The organism is Bradyrhizobium sp. Kon69 (assembly GCF_055807515.1).
The window spans coordinates 162,366-183,158 of sequence record NZ_JBVVOS010000018.1; the positions used below are offsets into that span (position 1 = coordinate 162,366).

The window sequence follows — 20,793 nt, forward strand, 5'->3', positions numbered from 1 at the left end:
CGGATTGGTCGGGCGCTCCGCGCCCATGAGGTTCATCCTTCAAAGGTCGGTTTCATGTTTTGCAGGGGAATGGCCGCGCGCCTGGCGTGCGCGGCAGCGTGTCTGATTGCCGGATTGGCGCTTGCGCCGTCTCACGCCCAGACTCTGACGATGCGCAGCGCGCTCTCGCGCGCGCTGGCCACAAGCCCGCGGCTGACCGCGGCGGAGCGCGATGTCGGCATCGCCACGGGCCAGCGCATCCAGGCAGGTGCGCTTCTCAATCCGGAGCTGACCTACGAACAGGACAATTCGTTCGGGTCCGGCATCTATCGCGGCACGCGATCGGCCGAGACCACGCTCCAGATCAGCCAGGCCTTCGAGCTGTTTGGCAAGCGCGACGCGCGGATTGCCGCGGGTGTCGCCGGCATCGAGGTCGCCGCGATCCAGCGCAAGGCCGTCAGGCTGGAGGTGCTGTCGGAGACCGCGATCGCTTTCCTCAGCGTGCTCGGCGCGCAGCGGCGCATCCAGATCCTCGACGAGCAGATCACCGCCATTGACCGGCTGACGCCGCTTTTGCGCCGCCGCGTCGAGGCCGGTGCCTCCTCGCCGGCCGAGACCGGCCGTGCGGAAGTGGCATCCGCCCTGGTGAAGGCCGACCGCGAGCGCTTCAAGGCGACGCTGGCCAGCGCCCGGCGCGAGCTTGCGGTCCTGATGGGCGACGCGGCACCGAAATTCGGCGAGGTCTCCGGACGGCTCGACACCATGGGACGGCCGCCGACATTCCAGTCGGTCGTCGCCGCGATCGATGCCAATCCGCAGCTGGTGCGCTGGACCGCGATCTATGCCCAGCGCAACGCCGAGCTGTTGCTGGCGCGGCTGCGGCCCTATCCCGACGTGCGGATCGCCGCCGGCTGGCGCCATTTCAACGAGACCAATGACGACGCGGCGCGCCTCACCGTCTCGGTGCCGATCCCCGTGTTCGACCAGAACCAGGGCAATATCCTCTCGGCGCAGGAAAGCCTTGCCAAGACCAGGGCCGAGCGCGAGGCCAACCGCAACACGCTGATCGTGGTCGCCGGCCGCGCCTACGACTCGCTGCAGGGCTCGCTGCGCGAGCTGGCGGTGCTGCGCGAGAGCGCCATTCCCAAGGCCACCGAAGCCTCGGACGCGATCGCGCAAGGCTACGGCCAGGGCCGCTTCAGCCTGCTCGAAGTGCTCGACGCCCAGGCCAGCGTCACCCAGGCGCGGCTGCGCGAGCAGGAGGCACTGCAGAATTTCCACGCGGGGGTGGCGACCATCGAAGGCCTCGTCGGCAATCCCTTCACGCTGGCGCGGGAGAGCGCACGATGAAGACGTCCTCCACCATCCTCGTCGCATTGTTTGCCGCCGCGCTTGGCACCGCACTTGGCGCTTACGGCTATTCCCTGCTCGGCCCGGCCAGGGTCGAGCATGCCGAACACGCCGCGGACAAGAAGCCGGAGAAGCCGAACGACCATGTCGAACAGGACGAGCACGGCGCCGACCGCATCCGCATCTCCGACGTCAAACTCGCCGCCGCGGGCGTGACGCTGGCGGAGGCCGGGAGCATCACGCTGACCGACACGCTCGCCTTCAACGGCATCCTGCGCGCCAACCAGGAAGCCGTGGTGCAGGTGACGCCGCGCTTTCCCGGCGTCGCCAAATCGATCCAGAAGCGCATCGGCGACAGGGTCGGCAAGGACGATCTGCTCGCCGCGATCGAGAGCAACCAGAGCCTCACCGTCTACGAGCTCAAGGCGCCGCTTGCCGGCACGGTCATCGAGCGGCAGATCTCGCTCGGCGAATACGCCTCCGAGCAGAAGCCGGCCTTCGTCGTCGCCGACCTCACCACCATCTGGGTCGATCTGTCGATCTATCGCCAGGACCTGCGGCGTGTCCGCCTCAACGACGAGGTGCTGATCGATCCCGACGACGGCCGCGGCGAGATCAAGGGCACGATCTCCTACATGGCCCCGATTGGATCGAGCGAGACCCAGACCGCGCTGGCGCGCGTGGTGCTGCCAAATCCGGACGGGCGTTTGCGTCCCGGCCTGTTCGTCACGGCACGGCTGATCCTCGCCGCTCGCAACGTCGCGGTCGCGGTGCGCCGAAGCGCGATCCAGACCCTGGAGAACCGGACCATCGTGTTCGTCCGCGAGGATGGCGACAAGATCGAGGCGCGCCCGGTGGAGCTTGGCGATTCCGATCCCCGCCATGTCGAGATCAGGGCCGGTCTATCGGCCGGCGAGCATTACGTCGCGGAAAACAGCTTCGTCGTGAAGGCGGAGATGGGCAAGGGCGAGGCCGAGCATGATTGAGCGCCTCATCGCGGTTTCGCTGCAGCAGCGCTGGCTGGTCCTGCTGCTCGCGCTCGGCGCCGTCGCCTTCGGCGCCTGGAATTTCCAGCGCCTGCCAATCGACGCCGTCCCTGACATCACCAACGTCCAGGTCCAGATCAATACCCGTGCCCCCGGCTATTCGCCGCTGGAAACCGAGCAGCGCATCACCTTCCCCGTCGAGACCGCGATGGGCGGGCTGCCGAAACTCGACTACACCCGCTCGCTGTCGCGCTACGGCCTGAGCCAGGTGACGGTCGTGTTCAAGGACGGCACCGACATCTATTTCGCCCGCCAGCTCGTCGGCGAGCGCATCCAGCAGGCAAAGGACCAGCTTCCGGCCGGCGTCGAGGTCGCGATGGGACCAGTCTCGACCGGGCTCGGCGAAATCTTCATGTACACCGTCGAGGCCAAGGCGGGCGCGAAGACGCAAAGCGGCCACGACTATTCGCTGACCGATTTGCGCACCGTGCAGGACTGGATCATCAAGCCGCAGCTTCGCAACGTGCCGGGGGTGATCGAGGTCAACACCATCGGCGGCTTCGAGCGGCAATTCCATGTGCTGCCCGATCCCGGCAAGCTGATGGCCTACCGGCTCGGCTTTCGCGACGTCATGACGGCGCTCGCCGCCAACAATGCCAATGTCGGCGCCGGCTATATCGAGCGCAACGGCGAGCAATATCTGGTTCGCTCGCCGGGCCAGGTCGGCAATGTCGGCGAGATCAGGGACATCGTCATCGGCTCGCGCGGCGGCAATCCCGTCAGGATCAGGGATATCGCTGTTGTCACCGAAGGCCGCGACCTGCGCACCGGAGCCGCGACGCGCGATGGCGAGGAAACCGTGCTCGGCACCGCCATGCTGTTGATTGGCGAGAACAGCCGCACCGTGGCGCGTCGTGTCGCGGCCCGGCTCGAGGAGATCGCCAAATCGCTGCCCGACGGCGTCGTGACGCGGACCGTCTATGACCGCACCGATCTGGTCGAAGCCACCATCCGCACCGTCGAGAACAATTTGGTGGAAGGCGCGGCACTGGTCGTGGCTGTGCTGTTCCTGATCCTCGGCAACATCCGCGCCGCGCTCGTGGTGGCCTGCGTCATTCCGCTGTCCATGGCTATGACGGTCACCGGCATGGTCGAGACCAAGGTCAGTGCGAACCTGATGAGCCTGGGCGCGATCGATTTCGGCATCATCGTCGACGGAGCTGTGATCATCGTCGAGAACTGCCTGCGCGTGCTGGCCGAGGCCCAGCGCGAGAAAGGCGGGTTGCTCACGATGTCCGAACGGCTGCGTGCGATCCAGCGCGGGTCGAGCGAGGTGATCAAGCCGAACCTGTTCGGAACGCTGATCATCGCGGTGGTCTACCTGCCAGTGCTGACGCTGACCGGCGTCGAAGGCAAGATGTTCACCCCGATGGCGCTGACGGTGCTGATGGCGCTGGGCGCCGCGGTGCTGTTCTCGATCACCTTCGTGCCGGCCGCGGTCGCCATCTTCGTCACCGGCAAGGTGTCCGAACACGAAAACCTGTTCATGCGGCTGGCGAAGCGCGCCTACCTCCCCCTGCTCCGGCTGGCGATCGACAACCGCTTCGGCGTCGCAATCATGGCAGCCATCATCGTGGTCGCAAGCTGTGTTGCCGCCGCGCGCATGGGCGGTGAGTTCATTCCGAGCCTGGACGAAGGCGACGTCGCGCTGGCCTCGATCCGGATTCCCGGCACCAGCCTGACCCAGTCGCTGGACCTGCAAAAGGCGCTGGAGAAGCGCATCAAGCAGATTCCGGAGGTGAAGGAGTTCTTCACCCGCATCGGCACCGCGGAGATCGCAACCGACCCGATGTCGCCGGCGCAGACCGACGGCTACATCATGCTGAAGCCGCGCGCCGAATGGCCCGACCCGGGCAGGTCCAAGTCGGACGTGATCGAGGCCATCGACCGTGCCGCCGACGACATCCCCGGCAGCGCCTATGAAATCTCCCAGCCGATCCAGTTCCGTGTCAACGAGCTGATCTCCGGCGTGCGCAGCGACGTCGGCGTCAAGATCTTCGGCGACGACCTCGACATCCTGCAAGGCGCGGCAAAACAGGTGGAGACCGCGATCCGCGGCATCCGCGGCGCCAGCGACGTCAAGATCGAGCAGGTCTCGGGCCTGCCGATCCTCACCGTTCGTCTCGACCGCCAGGCACTCGCCCGGTACGGGCTCAGCATCAGCGAGGTGCAGGGCATCGTCGAGATCGCGGTGGGCGGCAAGTCGGCCGGCAAGCTGTTCGAGGGCGACCGCCGCTTCGACATCGTCGTGCGCCTGCCGGAACATCTGCGCGGCAATCTCGAAGCCATCAGGGCGATCCCGATCCCGCTGCCGCCGGGTGAGGAAGCAACAATCGGTGCGCCGATCCGGACCGCACTGCCCGGCTCCCCCCTCGCCCAGATGCGCTATGTGCCGCTGTCGTCGGTCGCAACCGTCGATGCGACGCCCGGCCCGAACCAGATCAGCCGGGAGAACGGCAAGCGGCGCATCGTCGTCACCGCCAATGTCCGCGCGCGCGATCTCGGCTCCTTCGTCACCGAGGCCGAGGCAGCCGTCGCGGAGAAGGTCAAGCTGCCGCCGGGCTACTGGATAGGCTGGGGCGGACAGTTCGAGCAACTGGTCTCCGCGACCAAGCGGCTGACGCTCGTGGTGCCGGTGGCATTGCTGCTGGTGTTCCTGCTGCTGTTCATGGGCATGGGATCGGCGGCGGATGCGGCCCTCGTGTTCTCCGGCGTGCCGCTGGCGCTGACCGGCGGCGTCATGGCGCTGCTGCTGCGCGGCATTCCCTTATCCATCAGCGCCGGCGTCGGCTTCATCGCGCTGTCGGGCGTGGCCGTGCTCAACGGGCTCGTCATCATCGCCTTCATCGAGCGGCTGCGCAGCGAGGGGCACCCCGTTGCCGACGCGGTGCGCGAGGGCGCGCTGACACGCCTGCGTCCGGTGCTGATGACGGCGCTGGTGGCGTCCCTCGGCTTCGTGCCGATGGCCCTTGCCACCGGGGCCGGTGCCGAGGTGCAGCGGCCGCTTGCGACCGTGGTGATCGGCGGCATCATCTCCTCGACCGTCCTGACGCTGCTGGTGCTGCCGGCGCTTTACGTGCTGTTCCGCCGTGACGGGGCTGCCGAAACGCCTACAATGGCGCCTGATTTGGCAGCTTCCGGGGAGCGCTAGAGGTGGGCAGCCACGACCATCACGGCCATCGTCACCATGATCATAGCCACGGCCATGATCACGATCATGGTGGCCACGCCCATGTCCATGCGCCCGCCAGCTTCGGCAAGGCATTCGCGATCGGTATTTCGCTCAACACCGCGCTGGTCGTGGCCGAGGCCGTCTACGGCTATATCGGCAACTCCACCGCCCTGCTTGCCGACGCCGGCCATAATCTTTCCGACGTGCTCGGCCTGGTCGTGGCCTGGTGCGCGTCGATCGCTGCGCGGCGCGCGCCCAGCGGCCGCTTCACCTATGGCCTGCGCGCCTCCACCATCCTGGCGGCACTGGCGAACGCGGTGTTCCTGCTTGTCGCAACCGGCGCGATCGGCTGGGAAGCGTTTTTGCGCTTGCGCGAACCGGAGCCCGTCGCCGGCATCACCGTGATGGTGGTCGCCGGCATCGGCATCCTCATCAACGGTTTTACCGCCATGCTGTTCGCGCGCGGACGCAAGGACGACATCAACATCGAAGGCGCCTATCTGCACATGGCGGCCGACGCCGCGGTCTCGCTCGGCGTCGTCATCTCGGCGGCGCTGATCATCTGGACCGGCTGGCTCTGGCTCGATCCCGTCACCAGCCTCGTCATCTGCGCCACCATTCTCTGGAGCACCACCAGCCTGCTCCGCGGCTCCATCGACATGTCGATGGCGGCAGCGCCCAGGGGCACCGACATTGCCGCGATTAGGGTGTTTCTGCTGGCACGTCCCGGTGTCACTGCGATCCACGATCTCCACGTCTGGCCGATCTCGACCACCGAGACGGCGCTGACCTGCCACCTCGTCATGCCCACCGGCGCCGGCGATGCGTTCCTGATGGAAACCGCGCAGATGCTGAAGAGCTCCCATCGCATCGGTCACACCACCCTTCAGGTCGAGACCCATCCCGACAACGGCTGCGCCCTGGCGCCGGATGATGTGGTGTGAAGAGTTTCCGTGTCGGCTAAACCTGAGATGTCGTCCCGGCGAAGGCCGGGACCCATAACCACAGGAAGTCGTTTGGGGAAGACTCGTGGTTGTCAGCTTCGCGCCACAACCACTCCTAGGCGTATGGGTCCCGGCCTTCGCCGGGACGACACCGAGTATGTTGCACACAGCTTGCGTTACAGCGACTTTTGAACAGCGGCGCCTACGCCGCCTTTGCCGTCACGATCCAGATGGCGCCCTGCAGCGCGACCGACTGCCCCTTCAGGAACGGCGTCAACATCTCGCGGATCGAGGCTTTTGCCGCGGCATACGTCTCGGGAGGATGGCCCTGCAGCGCGCGGCTGGCGGGGCCGATCTGGAGCGAGCCCTCGACCGCGGCATCGAGCCCGCCGCCGATCGCGACATCCATCGCGAGATTGTGCGGCTCCATCGCGACGTCGACGAAGCCAGCGCCTTTCAGGATGCGCGTCACGCGCTCTTCGGAGGCGAAGGCGAACGGACCCGGCTCGTCCGGCCCGACCGGCGGCATTTTGGGCACGTGTTTGTAGACCGCCATCAGCGGCGCCATCATCCACGGATTTTCCTTCGGCTCGCGCCAGCAGGCAAACGCCAGCCGCCCCGTTGGCTTCAGCGCGCGACGGAGGTTGGTGAAAGACGCGATGGGATCGGCGAAGAACATCACGCCGAACCGCGAGGCGAGCAGATCAAAACTCGCCGGCTCGAATGGATGCACTGTCGCATCCGCGAGCACGAAATCGAGCGGCAACCCTTTCGGCGCGAACGCGCGCGCTTGCGATAGCATGGGTTCGGACACATCGAGGCCGAGCGCAAAACCATCGGGCGCGACAGCCTTCGCGAACGCGAACGTCGTCGCACCGGAGCCGCAGCCGACATCGAGAACGCGCTCGCCCGGCTTCGGCCTGGCGCGCTCGATCAGCACGTCGGCGATGGGTCCAAGCAGGCTCTCCTGCGCCGCATGGCGATCGGCCCAGCGCTGCCCGCTGGGGCCGTTCCAGTAAGCGATCTGGTCGGCGTTCTGCTCGTGTCCGCTTGGTTGTTGCATCAGGGCCTCTGTGGCTCGGTATCGCCCGCCTGCGCCTATCGGCTTCGGCGCGGCAGCCTTCGTTCGCTTCGCGCTAATAACGTGTGAGGCTGGCTCGCCGAGCCGAAGCTCGCGAAGCGAGCAAAGGCTGGTGGGCGGTGAGAGATTCGAACTCCCGACCCTCTCGGTGTAAACGAGATGCTCTAACCAGCTGAGCTAACCGCCCCTCGCCGCTTCTTTATCCCCACCTGCCCCGAACGGGCAAGCGCGGAACGCCAATTCCTGGGTCTCAATCTCCCGGCCGGCCCGGCAGCAGTGGCACCGCGTCGATCCACACCGCCGCCGACTGGCACCAGATCTGCCTGACGGGCCGCAATTTGTCGCGCTGGCGGATGCTGCCCCAGCGGATGCCCCAGTCGTCGGCCTGGTCGCCCTCGCCGCTCGTGAAAAGCGGGGAACCGCACTCGGCGCAGAAGTGCTGGAAGCGCATCCGGCCGTTGTCGCCGCGCTTGCCGTAGATTTTTGGCGTGCCGGCGGTCAGCTTGACGTCGGCCTTGGTGCAGATCGCCGTCACCCGGAACGGCGATCCCGTTAGGGTCTGGCAGTCCCGGCAATGGCAGACCGACACCGTCTCGGGATCGATCTCCGCTTCAAAGGTGATCGCGCCGCAATGGCATTGCCCGTCGATGTGCATTGTCGTCATCCGCTGCCCCACAACAAAAACGGCGCCCGAAGGCGCCGTTTTATCATCTTTTCGAGCTGCGATCTCAGTGAGCGGTCAGGCCGCCGGCGGCTTCGTCGCCGTCCGGCTTCACCGTCACCTTGGTGTCCTCTTCCCAGACGATCGGCACCGGCTTCTTCACCAGCGCCTTGGCGACGACGTCGTCGAGGCGCGAGACCGGGATGATCTCCATGCCGCCCTTGATCGCATCGGAAATCTCCGTGAGATCCTTGGCGTTGTCCTCGGGGATCAGCACCGTCTTGATGCCGCCGCGGGCAGCAGCCAGCAGCTTCTCCTTCAGGCCGCCAATCGGCAACACGCGGCCGCGCAGCGTGATCTCGCCGGTCATCGCGACATCGTGGCGGACCGGGATGCCGGTCATGACCGAGATGATCGCGGTGGCCATCGCCACGCCCGCCGATGGACCGTCCTTCGGCGTCGCGCCTTCCGGCACGTGCACGTGGATGTCGCGCCGGTCGAACAGCGGCGGCTCGATGCCGTAGACGATCGCCCGCGAGCGGACATAGGACGCCGCCGCCGAGATCGATTCCTTCATCACGTCACGCAGATTGCCCGTGACCGTCATCTTGCCCTTGCCGGGCATCATGACGCCTTCGATCGTCAGCAGCTCGCCGCCGACATCGGTCCAGGCGAGGCCGGTGACGATACCGACCTGCGGCTCGCTCTCGATCTCGCCGTAGCGGTACTTCGGCACGCCGAGCAGCTCTTCCAGAGTCTTCTCGGTGACCTTGACCGACTTCTTCTTGGAGATCATCAGCTCCTTCACCGCCTTGCGGGCGAGTGTGGAGAGCTCACGCTCCAAATTGCGCACGCCCGCTTCGCGGGTGTAGCGGCGGATCAGAAGCAGCAGCGCGTCGTCGTCGATCGAGAACTCCTTGGAATCCAGGCCGTGCTTGGACACCGCATTCGGGATCAGGTGCTTGCGCGCGATCTCGACCTTCTCGTTCTCGGTGTAGCCCGCGATCCGGATGATCTCCATGCGGTCCATCAGCGGCCCGGGAATATTCAGCGTATTCGCGGTCGTGATGAACATCACGTTGGAGAGATCGTAGTCGACCTCGAGATAGTGGTCGTTGAAGGTCGCGTTCTGCTCGGGGTCGAGGACCTCGAGCAGCGCCGAGGACGGATCGCCGCGGAAATCGGCGCCCATCTTGTCGATCTCGTCCAGCAGGAACAGCGGATTGGACGACTTCGCCTTCCGCATCGACTGGATGATCTTGCCGGGCATCGAGCCGATATAGGTGCGGCGGTGACCGCGGATCTCGGCCTCGTCGCGCACGCCGCCGAGCGACACGCGCACGAACTCACGCCCGGTCGCCTTCGCGATCGACTTGCCGAGCGAGGTCTTGCCGACGCCGGGAGGGCCGACGAGGCACAGGATCGGGCCGGTCAGCTTGTTGGCGCGCGACTGCACGGCGAGGTACTCGACGATGCGGTCCTTGACCTTCTCCAGCCCGTAGTGATCGGCATCCAGAACCGCCTGCGCGGCTGCCAGATCCTTCTTCACCTTGGACTTCTTGTTCCACGGGATCGACAGCAGCCAATCCAGATAGTTGCGCACGACGGTCGCTTCCGCGGACATCGGCGACATCTGGCGCAGCTTCTTCAATTCATGCTGCGCCTTCTCGCGCGCTTCCTTGGAGAGCTTGGTCTTGGAGATCTTCTCTTCGAGATCGGCGAGTTCGTCGCGACCGTCGTCGTCGCCGAGCTCCTTCTGGATCGCCTTCATCTGCTCGTTGAGATAGTACTCGCGCTGGGTCTTCTCCATCTGGCGCTTGACGCGCGAGCGGATGCGCTTCTCGACCTGGAGCACCGAGATCTCGCTCTCCATCAGGCCCAGCACCTTCTCGAGCCGCTGCGTGACCGACAGCGTCTCCAGGATGCCCTGGCGATCCGCGATCTTGACGGCGAGATGCGAGGCGACGGTGTCGGCGAGCTTGGCGAAATCGGTGATCGCCTGCACGACGCCGACGACCTCGGCCGAGATCTTCTTGTTGAGCTTCACATAGCTCTCGAAGTCGGACACGACCGAGCGCGCCATGGCCTCGGCCTCGACCGACTTCGCATCGGTGTCGGCGAGCGCAATCGCGGTCGCTTCGTAATAGTCGGCGCGGTCAGTGTACTTCTGCACGCGCGCACGCTCGAGCCCTTCGACCAGCACCTTCACGGTGCCGTCGGGAAGCTTCAAGAGCTGGAGCACGCTGGCAAGCGTACCGGTCTCGTAGATGGAATCGGGTGCCGGATCATCGTCGGACGCGTTCTTCTGGGTCGCGAGCATGATCAGCGCGTCGTTCTTCATCACCTCCTCGAGCGCGCGGATCGACTTCTCGCGGCCGACGAAGAGCGGAACGATCATGTGCGGGAAGACGACGATGTCGCGCAGGGGCAGCACGGGATAGGCGTGCGTTTCGCCATGGACGATGGTTGGCCTGGGTTTTGGATTGGTCATGGCCTTTTCCTTTTGCTTTGCCCCCTTGCACGCAGCCCGCCATGCTCATGCGCAACCGCCACAAGGTGCCGAGGTGATCCACAAAACCGGTCGGTCCTTTTGAGATTGGACCGGCCTGCCGGATCGGAACTGAGGCGAATCTTGAAGAGAATTTTTGCTCGCCGCCGACATTAGGTGGCTATCGACCCGGGGGGTGTCAAGTCATTGAAGACGCGCGCCATCAGGCGCTTACGCACGCAAATAAGCGACGCAACACCGGCTGCGGAGATACTTTCCGCAGCCCTTGCTTGAGGAGACGATTGGAGCGTTCCAGCGCCGAAATCAGGCGCTGGCGTTCTCGACGGCGCGATCGGACCGATCGGCGTAGATGTAGAGCGGACGCGCCGTTCCTTCCACGACTTCGCGGGAAATCACGACTTCTTCCACACCTTCGAGGCCCGGCAGGTCGAACATGGTCTCGAGCAGGATCGCCTCGAGGATCGAACGGAGTCCGCGCGCACCGGTCTTGCGCTCGATCGCCCTGCGGGCAACCGCGCCAAGCGCCTCGTCGGCGAAGGTCAGCTCGATGTTCTCCATCTCGAACAGCCGCTGGTACTGCTTGACCAGCGCGTTCTTCGGCTCGACCAGGATCTTCTTGAGCGAAGCCTCGTCCAGATCCTCCAGCGTCGCCACGACGGGCAGACGGCCGACGAATTCCGGGATCAGGCCGTACTTCAGGAGATCCTCCGGCTCGACGTGACGGAAGATTTCGCCGGTGCGGCGGTCTTCCGGCGCGAGCACCTGGGCGGCGAAACCGATCGAGGTCGAACGTCCGCGTGCCGAAATGATCTTTTCGAGGCCCGAGAACGCACCACCGCAGATGAACAGGATGTTGGTGGTGTCCACCTGCAGGAATTCCTGCTGCGGATGCTTGCGGCCGCCCTGCGGCGGGACCGAAGCCACCGTGCCTTCCATGATCTTGAGCAGCGCCTGCTGCACGCCCTCACCCGACACGTCGCGCGTGATCGAGGGATTGTCGGACTTGCGGCTGATCTTGTCGATTTCGTCGATGTAGACGATGCCGCGCTGGGCACGCTCGACGTTGTAGTCGGCGGCCTGGAGCAGCTTCAAGATGATGTTCTCGACGTCCTCGCCGACATAGCCGGCTTCGGTCAGCGTCGTCGCATCCGCCATCGTGAACGGCACGTCCAGGATGCGGGCGAGCGTCTGCGCGAGCAGCGTCTTGCCCGAGCCGGTCGGACCGATCAGCAGGATGTTCGACTTCGCAAGCTCGACGTCGTTGTGCTTGGTCTGGTGGTTAAGGCGCTTGTAGTGATTGTGCACCGCGACCGAGAGGACCTTCTTCGCATGGTTCTGTCCGATCACGTAATCGTCCAGCACCTTGCAGATTTCCTTCGGCGTCGGAATCCCGTCGCGCGACTTCACCAGCGAGGATTTGTTCTCCTCGCGAATGATGTCCATGCAGAGCTCGACGCACTCGTCGCAAATGAAGACCGTGGGACCCGCGATCAGTTTGCGAACTTCGTGCTGGCTCTTGCCGCAGAACGAGCAATACAGCGTGTTCTTGGAGTCGCTCGTGCCGACCTTACTCATTCATGTCTCCGTCCGCGGTTCGATCCCGTCCGCTCGATCGCCCTATTCCGGCACGACAGCCGGTACAGTCCTTCAAATAGAGCAAATTCCGTACCAAAAAAGACCCTACGCGTTACATGCCGTGCGAATCACGGTCACTCGATTCCCCGCGATCATAGCCGATCAGTCGTAGCGAACCATGCTGTCACCCGACTATCAAGAATTCGCTAATCGGAGGTCGCCGGCTACCCGTGACAATACCGTGATTTCCGGTCTTGGCACGGGCGAAGTGATCGAAATCACCCCGGCGTTGCTGGATTGCCACGAAAAACAAGCACGAAACCGGAACTTTCTGCCTGTCGCAGGGCGCAAAACTACGTTTTGCGACGCGCGCACGTGTCCTTAACGTGAACGCTCCCTGATGGCGCCGGCGAGCCCGGAGGGTTCGCCGCCGCAGTAGTGCTACGGGGTCTTCGGCGCCGCGGTTTCCTCGGCGCGCTTGTCGATGACCCTGTCGACCAGGCCGAACTCCTTGGCGTCGCTCGCGGTCAGGAACTTATCGCGTTCCAACGCGTCTTCGATCGCCTTGTAGGTCTGGCCGGTGTGCTTCACGTAGATCTCGTTGAGCCGCTTCTTCAGGTTCAGGATTTCCTGGGCGTGCAGCATGATGTCGGTGGCCTGGCCCTGGAAGCCGCCGGAGGGCTGATGCACCATGATGCGCGCGTTCGGCAGCGAGAAGCGCATGTCCTTCTCGCCGGCGCAGAGCAGCAGCGAGCCCATCGAGGCGGCCTGGCCCGTGCACAGCGTCGAGACCGGCGGGCGAATGAACTGCATGGTGTCGTAGATCGCGAGGCCCGACGTCACCACGCCGCCCGGCGAGTTGATGTACATCGAGATTTCCTTCTTCGGATTTTCCGCCTCGAGGAACAACAGCTGCGCGACGATCAGCGTCGACATGCCGTCCTCGACCGGCCCGGTCAGGAAGATGATGCGCTCTTTCAGAAGGCGCGAGAAAATGTCGTAGGCGCGCTCGCCACGGTTGGTCTGCTCGACCACCATGGGCACGAGGTTCATGTAGGTTTCAACCGGATCGCGCATGAGTCACCTAGGGTTTTGAAGAGGCGGACATCGCCAGGCCCGGCTGCCAGTCGGGGCTGGATCTGCCGGAAGGCCGATGGACGTCCCGTGATGCAGGAACTTGGTAGACGAACTTGGTAAGGCGTAGCGACAGATATAGCCCAATTCGCGCCTGACAAGTGCGGAGCGAATTAAGGCTTAATCCGTGGGGCAGTTGAAGCTGATTCGTACAAAGAGGCCCAGCCGGCCACCTGGCTAGCTCGACCTCTTTGCTGATCATCCTTAATGCAAGGCTATCCCAAGGGCTCGCCTAGAGCCCTCAAGCGGCGGTCTTTTCCGCCTCGTCGTCCTTGTAGAGATCGTCGCGCGAAACCTTCTTCTCGGTCACGTTGGCGAGCTCGAGGATGAAGTCGACCACCTTGTCCTCATAGATCGGTGCACGAAGCTGGGCCAACGCTTGGGCGTTGCTGCGGTAATAGTCCCAGACCTCCTTCTCGCGGCCCGGCATCGAGCGCGCCCGCTCGATCACGGCGCGGCCGACCTCGTCGTCGGTCACGGAGATCTTGTTCTTCTCGCCGATCTCGGAGAGCACGAGGCCGAGCCGCACGCGGCGATCGGCGATCTTGCGGTACTCTTCCTTGGCGGCGTCTTCAGTGGTGTCCTCGTCGGCGAAGGTCTTGCCGGCGGAGTCCATCTCGGCCTTCACCGAGTTCCACATCAAGTTGAACTCCTCGTCCACCAGCGAGGGCGGAGCCTCGAAGCGATGGGTCTCGTCGAGGCGGTCGAGCAGCGCACGCTTGACGCGCTGGCGCGTCGCGGTCGCGAACTCGGCGACCAGCCGCTCGCGCGCCGCTTCCTTCAGCTTGTCCAGCGATTCGAGGCCGAGCGTCTTGGCGAACTCGTCGTCGATCGCGAGATCCTGCGGCGCCTCGATCAGCGTCGCGGTGGTCTCGAACTCGGCCGGCTGGCCGGCGAGCTTGTCGTTCATGTAGTTCTTGGGAAACGCCACCTTCAGCGTGCGGGTCTCGTCGGTGGCGATGCCGGTGAGCTGCTCTTCGAAGCCGGGGATGAAGGTGTTGGATCCGATCACGACCTGGATGCCCTCGCCGGCGCCGCCCTCGAAGGGCTCGCCGTTGATGGTGCCCTTGAAGGCGACGGTGACGCGATCGCCCGACTCGGCCTTGGCGCCCTCGCCCTTCGCGGCATAGCCACGGTTCGAATCGGCGATGCGCTTGATCGCCTCGTCGACGTCGGCGTCGGTGACTTCGGCGACGGGCTTCTCGACCTCGAAGGTCTTGAAGTCGGCGAGCGCGATCGACGGCACCACTTCGATCGCAACCGTGTAGGTCAGATCGGTTTTGCCGTTGAGCAGCTCCTCGACCTCGGCCTGCTCGGTCGGCATGGTGATCTTCGGTTCGGTCGCCAAGCGGAAGCCGCGCTCGGAGAACAGCTGCGTGTTGGTGTCGCGGATGGTCTGGTCGATGGTCTCGGCCATCACCGAGCGGCCATAGACCTTCTTGAGGTGCGTGACCGGCACCTTGCCGGGGCGGAAGCCGTTGATTTTGACCTTGTCCTTGAGGTCGACGAGCTTGGCACCGGCCTTGGCGTCGAGATCAGACGCGGGAACGCTGATCTTGAACTCGCGCTTCAAACCTTCCGAGAGGGTTTCTGTGACCTGCATGGTGTCCAATCTTCTTCTCGTTCGGTCCCGGCGCGCATGCGTCGGGACGCTGTCATTAATCGATCCGGCGCGAGGCGAACGCCTCAACGCCGGTGGTTCATCGGACCGGCTTCCGGCGGACAAATATCCGCGCGGGAGCAGATCGCGTAATCCGTGCAAACGCTGAAAGCGCTTGGTGCGGGCGGAGGGACTCGAACCCCCACAACTTTCGTCACTGGAACCTAAATCCAGCGCGTCTACCAGTTCCGCCACGCCCGCGTAAATTTGCATCAAGACCGGCCGCGATGCCGCGGGCGGCGGGCTTATAGCATGTGCCCGCCTGTTCGCAGCAAAAAAATGGCCCGATAGAGGCAGGCTTCAACTAGGCACGACGGCTGGACTTATCCAGCACGGCGTGGTCCGGATCGGCCATGAAAACGCGGATATTCGACCCGACGAGGCGCGAGGTTTTGGCCGGACTTGGAGCCTCGTCAGCCGGGCTGATGGGGGGCGGCGCAAGCCCGCTCGTGACCGCCCAGCTCGCGCTTCAGGCAAGGCCGGCAACGCTGGCTCTGAGGCCGGATCAGCCGGCTACCCCCGTCTGGGAGCTGGCCGCCGTCAGCCACCTGGGGGATGTCCGTCTCAAGCGGGGCGACCGCTGCGAGGTCGTCTTCCGCAACGACCTGCCTGTCCCGCTTGCACCAGTCTGGTACGGCCTCAATGGCCCGGCCGCGGTCGACCCGCTTCGGGGACGCGCCCCGACGGCACCGGATGCGACGGAAACATCAATCATTTCAGTGCCAAACGCGGGAACTCTGCTCGCCGACTTTCGGCTGTTCGAGGACGGCCTGAAGCAGCCCGCGCGCCCGCTTCCGATCATCGCCGCCGAGACCGACCCGGTCGGCGTCGATCGTGACGTGGTCATCTTGATCGAGGAATGGCGGCTGCGGCAGGACGGAACCGCGGTTCCGCCAGGCCGGGACCCGAAGGACACCACGCCGCTCTACACAATTAACGGGCAGACTTCATTCGAACTCTCAGCGATGGGTAATCAGCGGCTGCGGCTGCGCATTATCAACGGCTCGCAACGCACTGTCCTGGCAATCAAATTGGAGAGCTACGAGCTACGGGTGATGGCCTTGGACGGTCAGCCAGCCGAGCCGTTCCCGGCGCGCAACGGCGCCTTGGTGCTGGCCCCCGGCGGGCGCGCCGACGCGTTTGTGGATACTGCCAAATCGGCCCCATTCCTCCTGCATGACGGCAAAGAGGCGCGCCAGATCGGGAGCCTCGCAATCACCGGCCGGTTAGAGCGGCGTGTGCCGCTGTTCGATCCACAGCCCCTCCCTCCGAATGACCTGCCCGACCGCCTCGATCTGCGAGGCGCCCTGCGGTTCGATGTCGCGCTCGGGGCAGCCGACGCCGGGTGGGCACGGCCCGTAAATTTCTCGACGTCCTCCGCCCCCGCCTTTCGCACCAAGGCCGGCCGCACCGTCGTGCTGGCCCTCAAGAACCCCGCCCCCGTCGCCACCGTCTTCCATCTCCACGGCCACCATTTCCGCCTGCTCGACAAGCTCGACGACGGCTGGAAGCCCTATTGGCTCGACACGCTCGCGATCGAACCCGGCCAGACCCAGCGCATCGCATTCGCTGCGGCCTCCCCCGGGCGATGGCTGATCGAATCCGTCGTAACCGACTGGGCCGCGCCGCGGCTGGTGCGCTGGTACGGCGTGGAGTGAGAGCTCAGTATTCCACCCCGAGCGCATGATAGATCCGCCGGTGCACGGCGGGCAGCGTCTCGGTGAGATCCTCCGCGATCAAGCCCGGCCCCGCCTCGCTCGCCGCTTCGCCATGCATCCACACCGCGATGCTGGCGGCTTCGAACGCCGGGACGCCTTGCGCAAGGAGGCCTGCGATGATGCCGGCGAGCACGTCGCCGGCACCCGCGGTGGCGAGCCAGGGCGGTGCGTTGGCGGCGATGGTGGCGCGGCCGTCGGGCGCGGCAATCGTGGTGTCGGCGCCCTTCAGCAGCACGACCGCGCCGGAGCGCTCGGCGGCGGCGCGCACGCGCTCGAGCTTCGAGCGCCCCGGATGCTTATTACTGAGGTCGGAGAACAGCCGCGGGAACTCGCCCTCGTGCGGCGTCAGCACCACCGCGTTGTCCTGCGACGTCTTGATCGATTCGAAAAGGCGCTCGGGATTCGCGGCAAAGCTCGTCAGCGCATCCGCGTCGAGCACCAGATGCCGCTGCGCGTTAAGCGCCGTGTGGACGAGATCGCAGGTGCGCTCGCCGACACCCGCACCGGGGCCGATGATGCAGGTGTTGTAGCGCTTGTCGCCGAGCAACTCTCCGAACTCGATGGCGGTATCGACGGGGCGAACCATCACCGCGGTAAGCGCAGCCGCATTGATCGCGAGCGCATCACGCGGCGTCGCCAAAGTCACCAGGCCCGCGCCTGCCCGCAGCGCCCCGCGCGCGGCGAGCCGCGCGGCACCGGTCGCCGCCGCATCGCCCGAGACCGCCAGCACATGGCCGCGCGCGTATTTGTGGCCGTCGATGCGCGGCACCGGAAAGGCCGCGCCCCAGAAGTCCGGATCGTTTTCGAATATTTGCGGCGCGATCTCGTCCAGCACCTGCGCCTCGATACCGATGTCGGCGACACGCACGTGGCCGCAATGCATGCGCCCCGGCAGCAGCAGATGCGCCGGCTTCTTCCGGAAGAAGGTAACGGTCTCGGTGGCGTTCACCGCCACGCCCAGCACGGCCGCGCTGGTGCCGTTTATGCCGCTCGGCAGGTCCACCGCGAGCACTGGCGCACCGTTGGTGTTGATCGCCTCGATCATCGCACGCGCCTCGCCCTCGACGATACGGCTGAGGCCCGCGCCGAACAGCGCATCGATGATCAGCGCCGGTCGCCCGATCGCCTGCGGGTTGAACGGGAGCACCGGGTGTTTCCAGCCCCGCGCGGCCGAGGCCGCATCGCCCTGGAGCTGGTCGCGCTCGCACATCAGGATCACCGAGACCTCGCGGCCTTGCGCGGCGAGCTCGGCGGCTGCGACAAAACCGTCCCCGCCGTTGTTGCCCGGGCCGGCCACGATCAGGATTGGCCCCTCCTCCACCAGCGCGTGGGCGGCCTCGGCGACAGCCTGGCCGGCACTGAGCATCAGCTTGAAGCCGGGGGTGCCTGCCGCAATGCTGAGCTGGTCGGCGCGCTGCATTTCGGCGTTGGTCAGAACTTCCATGCCACTTCCCTGTCCAAAAGCCTTTTCAAGAGGCACGTTCCGCACCAGGCCATCCGACGGAACGACGATCTGCACAGATATTGAACCGTTTGCCTATTTCGTAGTCTGAGGTATTTTGTGCGGGTCGGCGCCACCTATCAGAGCTGCACGTTAAAAGGCTGATAACGCTCCAATAATCAGGGCATTTGCAACTTGGCATAGACCCTGCTTTCGCGGAAGTCGCTTCGGTTCGTCGTGCTCACTGGCATTTTATCAGGGTGTGGCCGGCCGTTGTTGCCGGACTGGTCAGGGATCCCGGCATAGCGAAGACAAGATCGTGCGTCATGAAAAGCGCATCCTGACGAAGACGTTGCTATTTGTTCGAAAGGCCGGGAGGCGCGCAGTGAAGAAAATCGAAGCCATCATCAAGCCATTCAAGCTCGACGAGGTGAAGGAAGCGCTTCAGGAAGTCGGCCTTCAGGGCATCACCGTCACCGAAGCCAAGGGCTTCGGCCGGCAGAAGGGTCACGCCGAGCTGTACCGCGGCGCAGAATACATCGTCGACTTCCTGCCCAAGGTGAAGATCGAGATCGTGATCGGCGACGATCTGGTCGAGCGCGCCATCGACGCAATCCGCCGCGCCGCGCAAACCGGGCGCATCGGCGACGGCAAGATCTTCGTCTCCAACATCGAAGAGGCGATCCGCATCCGAACCGGCGAATCCGGGCTGGACGCTATCTGAGCCGGGTGCTATCCCGCATTTTGCGACATTCTGACAAGAAATAGGCTGCTTCGGCGGCCTCATTTTGTTTGTGCCTCGCGCGCCTCAAGAAGCGTGAACACGGTCGCTCGAAGTTTGGAAACCGACCCGCAGAGCCAAAAGGGGTATGCATGAAGACCGCCAAAGACGTCCTGAAATCGATCAAGGACAACGACGTCAAATACGTCGACCTGCGCTTCACCGATCCGCGCGGCAAGTGGCAGCACGTCACCTTCGACATCAGCATGATCGATGAGGACATTTTCGCCGAAGGAACGATGTTCGACGGCTCCTCGATCGCCGGCTGGAAGGCGATCAACGAGTCCGACATGTGCCTGATGCCCGATCCGGTGACCGCGACGATCGATCCGTTCTTCGCCGAGACCACCATGGTCATCACCTGCGACGTGCTCGAGCCGACCACCGGCGAGCCCTACAACCGCGACCCCCGCGGCATCGCCAAGAAGGCCGAGGCGATGGTGAAGTCGATGGGCGTGGGCGACACCGTGTTCGTCGGCCCCGAAGCCGAGTTCTTCGTATTCGACGACGTGCGCTTCTCCGCCAACCCCTACAGCACCGGCTTCCGCCTCGACTCTTCCGAGCTGCCGACCAACTCCGACACCGAATATGAAGGCGGCAATCTCGGCCATCGTGTCCGCACCAAGGGCGGCTACTTCCCGGTACCGCCGCAGGACTCCGTGCAGGACATGCGCTCGGAGATGCTCGGCGCCATGGCCAAGATGGGCGTGAAGGTCGAGAAGCACCATCACGAAGTCGCTTCCGCCCAGCACGAGCTCGGCATGAAGTTCGACACGCTGACGCTGATGGCCGACCACATGCAGATCTACAAATACTGCATCCACCAGGTCGCGCACATCTACGGCAAGACCGCCACCTTCATGCCGAAGCCGGTCTTCGGCGACAACGGCTCGGGCATGCACGTGCACCAGTCGATCTGGAAGGACGGCAAGCCGGTGTTCGCCGGCAACAAATACGCCGACCTCTCGGAGACCTGCCTCCACTACATCGGCGGCATCATCAAGCACGCCAAGGCGATCAACGCCTTCACCAACCCGTCGACCAACTCCTACAAGCGTCTGGTCCCGGGCTACGAGGCTCCCGTGCTGCTCGCCTATTCCGCGCGCAACCGCTCGGCCTCCTGCCGCATCCCCTACACCGCTTCGCCGAAGGCCAAGCGCGTCGAGGTGCGCTTTCCCGATCCGCTCGCCAATCCCTATCTCGGCTTCGCCGCGATGCTGATGGCGGGCCTCGACGGCATCAAGAACAAGATCGATCCGGGTCCGGCGATGGACAAGGACCTCTACGATCTGCCGAAGGAAGAGCTGAAGCAGATCCCGACGGTGTGCGGCAGCTTGCGCGAGGCGCTGGAAAACCTCGACAAGGATCGCGGCTTCCTGAAGAACGGCGGCGTGTTCGACGACGACTTCATCGACGCCTATATCGAGCTGAAGATGACCGAAGTCGCCCGCTTCGAAATGACCCCGCACCCGGTCGAGTTCGAGATGTACTATTCGGGCTAAGCCGCCCGAACGACCGCGACACACGAAAGGCGCCCCTCGGGGCGCCTTTTTTTGTGGTCATCGAGTTTCGTTCTGCGTCTGATTCCACTTCGTTCTCAAAGAACGAATCGGAATCGAGAAAACTGGCGCGCATCAATTCTTGATATCTGGTTTATTGCGCCCGTGACGTTGCCCCCAGCTCTTATCCAGTAGAACTTAGAGTCTGGCGGTTGGCATCATGCACAGTTTGAGCAACCGGCC

General features: G+C 64.7%; 14 protein-coding genes and 2 tRNA genes. 7 read left to right on the forward strand and 9 right to left on the reverse strand.

The window, feature by feature from the left end; genetic code table 11:
- Window positions 1–54: 54 nt before the first annotated feature.
- From ihpA to AC0L3U_RS23930, 4 genes are read left to right on the forward strand one after another with little or no spacing between them, the layout of a single operon-like run.
- Window positions 55–1,329 (forward strand): divalent metal ion exporter subunit IhpA, encoded by a 1,275-nt coding sequence (gene ihpA, locus AC0L3U_RS23915; RefSeq protein ID WP_473363441.1) that lies wholly within the window; start codon window positions 55–57, stop codon window positions 1,327–1,329.
- Entirely contained in the window at window positions 1,326–2,315 is a 990-nt protein-coding gene (gene ihpB, locus AC0L3U_RS23920) for a divalent metal ion exporter adaptor subunit IhpB (RefSeq protein WP_473363442.1), read from the forward strand. Before ihpA ends, ihpB begins: the two co-directional genes overlap by 4 nt.
- Window positions 2,308–5,526: an efflux RND transporter permease subunit gene (locus AC0L3U_RS23925; protein WP_473363443.1), complete on the forward strand. Its 3,219-nt coding sequence runs from the start codon at window positions 2,308–2,310 to the stop codon at window positions 5,524–5,526. The genes ihpB and AC0L3U_RS23925 overlap by 8 nt, the downstream gene beginning before the upstream one ends.
- Window positions 5,527–5,528: 2 nt before the next feature.
- The gene (locus AC0L3U_RS23930) at window positions 5,529–6,491 is read left to right on the forward strand and encodes a cation diffusion facilitator family transporter (RefSeq protein ID WP_473363444.1); all 963 of its coding nucleotides are present in this window, start codon (window positions 5,529–5,531) and stop codon (window positions 6,489–6,491) included.
- A 202-nt stretch (window positions 6,492–6,693) separates the two neighbouring features.
- On the opposite strand, the gene AC0L3U_RS23935 is transcribed toward AC0L3U_RS23930, so the two are convergent.
- The 8 genes from AC0L3U_RS23935 to AC0L3U_RS23970 form a co-directional block, all read right to left on the reverse strand.
- Window positions 6,694–7,554: a class I SAM-dependent methyltransferase gene (locus AC0L3U_RS23935; protein ID WP_473348634.1), complete on the reverse strand. Its 861-nt coding sequence runs from the start codon at window positions 7,552–7,554 to the stop codon at window positions 6,694–6,696.
- A gap of 128 nt (window positions 7,555–7,682) precedes the next feature.
- Window positions 7,683–7,759, reverse strand: a tRNA-Val gene (locus AC0L3U_RS23940).
- A gap of 63 nt (window positions 7,760–7,822) precedes the next feature.
- Window positions 7,823–8,227 carry a GFA family protein gene (locus AC0L3U_RS23945; RefSeq protein WP_473363445.1) on the reverse strand — a complete coding sequence of 135 codons (405 nt, stop codon included), beginning with the start codon at window positions 8,225–8,227 and terminating at the stop codon, window positions 7,823–7,825.
- A 73-nt stretch (window positions 8,228–8,300) separates the two neighbouring features.
- On the reverse strand, window positions 8,301–10,724 hold the full coding sequence (gene lon / locus AC0L3U_RS23950) for an endopeptidase La (RefSeq protein ID WP_456764079.1): 2,424 nt from the start codon (window positions 10,722–10,724) through the stop codon (window positions 8,301–8,303).
- Window positions 10,725–11,045: 321 nt separating this feature from the next.
- Complete coding sequence (gene clpX, locus AC0L3U_RS23955) at window positions 11,046–12,317, reverse strand: ATP-dependent Clp protease ATP-binding subunit ClpX (RefSeq protein WP_007603503.1); 1,272 nt, start codon at window positions 12,315–12,317, stop codon at window positions 11,046–11,048.
- Window positions 12,318–12,758: 441 nt separating this feature from the next.
- A complete protein-coding gene (locus AC0L3U_RS23960) occupies window positions 12,759–13,394 on the reverse strand; it encodes an ATP-dependent Clp protease proteolytic subunit (protein ID WP_007603501.1) in 636 nt (211 codons plus the stop codon).
- 298 nt (window positions 13,395–13,692) lie between these two features.
- A complete protein-coding gene (gene tig, locus AC0L3U_RS23965; RefSeq protein WP_473363446.1) occupies window positions 13,693–15,054 on the reverse strand; it encodes a trigger factor in 1,362 nt (453 codons plus the stop codon).
- Window positions 15,055–15,227: 173 nt separating this feature from the next.
- Window positions 15,228–15,312 (reverse strand) — tRNA-Leu (locus AC0L3U_RS23970).
- Window positions 15,313–15,464: 152 nt separating this feature from the next.
- Between AC0L3U_RS23970 and AC0L3U_RS23975 the strand changes: the two genes are divergently transcribed.
- Window positions 15,465–16,769: a multicopper oxidase family protein gene (locus AC0L3U_RS23975; RefSeq protein ID WP_473363447.1), complete on the forward strand. Its 1,305-nt coding sequence runs from the start codon at window positions 15,465–15,467 to the stop codon at window positions 16,767–16,769.
- Between the two features lie 4 nt (window positions 16,770–16,773).
- Here the strand turns inward: AC0L3U_RS23975 and AC0L3U_RS23980 are convergent, their stop codons facing one another.
- Entirely contained in the window at window positions 16,774–18,273 is a 1,500-nt protein-coding gene (locus AC0L3U_RS23980) for an NAD(P)H-hydrate dehydratase (protein ID WP_473363448.1), read from the reverse strand.
- A gap of 382 nt (window positions 18,274–18,655) precedes the next feature.
- On the opposite strand from AC0L3U_RS23980, the gene AC0L3U_RS23985 reads away from it, so the two are divergent.
- A complete protein-coding gene (locus tag AC0L3U_RS23985) occupies window positions 18,656–18,994 on the forward strand; it encodes a P-II family nitrogen regulator (RefSeq protein ID WP_007603495.1) in 339 nt (112 codons plus the stop codon).
- 149 nt (window positions 18,995–19,143) lie between these two features.
- Window positions 19,144–20,553 carry a type I glutamate--ammonia ligase gene (glnA, locus tag AC0L3U_RS23990; RefSeq protein WP_007603494.1) on the forward strand — a complete coding sequence of 470 codons (1,410 nt, stop codon included), beginning with the start codon at window positions 19,144–19,146 and terminating at the stop codon, window positions 20,551–20,553.
- The last annotated feature ends 240 nt before the right edge of the window (window positions 20,554–20,793 follow it).